Raw genomic sequence first — 2,122 nt, 5'->3', positions numbered from 1 at the left:
GACGGCGTTGGTACTTACACAGTAGCAGCAGACGGAACGGTAACCTTTGTTCCTGAGAAATCATTCACAGGTAAAGCACCAGCCGTAACGGTTGTTCGTGAAGATAAGAACGGAACCAAAGCTTCTGCAACTTACACACCAACTGTAACTCCAGTAACTCCAACAGCAACACCAGCTGAATCTACTGGACCTCAAGGTCTTGTTCAAACTGGCACTGTAACCTTTACTGAAGGTGATGAAGTAGCTCCAATTAACAAGGATTCGATTACTCTTCTTGATGAAAATGGTCAACCAGCAGCATCAGTAGAAGCGAAATCACCAGCAGGTGATGTGATCGGTACATACACAGTTGATAAAGATACAGGTTTAGTTACTTTCACACCAACAGATAAATCTTATTCAGGTGATGTTGTCCCAGTTAAGGTTCAAGCAGCTGATACAAACGGAACTACAGTTGAAACAACTTATACACCGAAAATTACTCCAGTTGTTCCAACTTCTGAAGATGCTACATCGACTGACATCCAAGGTCAAACACAATCTGGTAAACCAACCTTTATTGAAGGTGATCCAAATGTTCCAATCGATGAAGATACTCCAGCGACCTTTGAAGATGGTTCAACCACTAAAACAGTAGATGGTGAAGGAACTTACACTGTTTCTCCAGATGGAACAGTAACCTTCGTACCAGAAAAATCATTCACTGGAACCGCTACAGGCGTAACAGTGAAACGCGTGGATAAGAACGGTACTGAAATCACAGCTAAGTACACACCAACTGTGACACCAGTAACTCCAACAGCTGCACCAGCTGAAACAACAGATATCCAAGGTGCGACACAAACTGGTAAACCTGAATTTACTGCAGGCGATAGCCGTGTACCAATGAACGATGATGTTCCTGCAACCTTCGACGATGGCTCAACGACTAAGACAGTAGACGGCGTTGGTACTTACACAGTAGCAGCAGACGGAACGGTAACCTTTGTTCCTGAGAAATCATTCACAGGTAAATCACCAGCAGTGACAGTTGTCCGCGAAGATAAGAACGGAACAAAAGCTTCTGCAACCTACACACCAACTGTAACACCGGTAACACCAACTGCAGAAGATACAACATCTACTGACAAACAAGGTCAAACGCAAACAGGTACACCAACCTTCACACCAGGTAATCCAAATGTTCCAATGGATGATGATACACCTGCAACATTTGAAGATGGCTCAACAACCAAGAACATTCCAGGTGAAGGAACTTACACTGTTGCTCCAGACGGAACCGTAACATTTGTTCCAGAAAAATCATTCACAGGAACAGGTACAGGCGTAACTGTGAAACGTGTTGATAAGAATGGTACACCAGTTACAGCTAAGTACACACCAACTGTAACTCCAGTAACTCCTACAGCAACTCCAGCTGAATCAGAAGCCCCTCAAGGTGTGGTTCAAACTGGAACTGTAACCTTCACAGAAGGTGATCCAGTTGCGCCAATCAACAAAGATACCATTACTCTTCTTGATGAAAATGGCCAACTAGCAGCATCAGTAGATGCGAAATCACCAACAGGTGATGTGATCGGTACCTTCACAGTTGATAAAGAAACTGGTGTTGTAACCTTCACACCAACTGATAAATCATACTCAGGTGAAGTCGTTCCAGTTAAAGTTCAAGCCAAAGACACAAACGGAACTGTTGCTGAAACAACCTACACACCTAAGATTACTCCGGTTGTACCAACTGCTGACCCTGCAACATCTACAGATATCCAAGGTAAAACTCAAACAGGTACACCAAGCTTCAAACCTGGTAACCCTGCAATCCCAATGGATGATGATGTTCCAGCAACCTTTGAAGATGGAACAACTACGAAGACCATTCCAGGCGAAGGAACTTACACAGTTGCTCCAGACGGAACAGTAACCTTCGTACCAGAAAAATCATTCACAGGAACAGGTACAGGTGTAACCGTGAAACGTGTTGATAAGAACGGTACTCCAGTTACTGCAACATACACACCAACTGTAACTCCAGTTACACCAACTGCTGAACCAACAACATCAACAGGTAAACAAGGTCAAACTCAAACAGGTAAGCCTGAATTTACTGAAGGTGACAGCCGTG

The 2,122-nt window shown here is 43.9% G+C and carries 1 pseudogene; it reads left to right on the top strand.

The annotated features are described in order from the left end of the window. Positions 1-2,122: pseudogene (locus tag HMPREF2607_RS05135) on the top strand (CshA family fibrillar surface protein C); the annotation flags it as partial.

The sequence above is a fragment of the Streptococcus sp. HMSC078H03 genome, assembly GCF_001808655.1.
Taxonomy (GTDB): domain Bacteria; phylum Bacillota; class Bacilli; order Lactobacillales; family Streptococcaceae; genus Streptococcus; species Streptococcus salivarius_G.
Note: the sequence above shows the minus strand (reverse complement) of the source record. Positions and strands in the feature narration are given on the sequence as shown.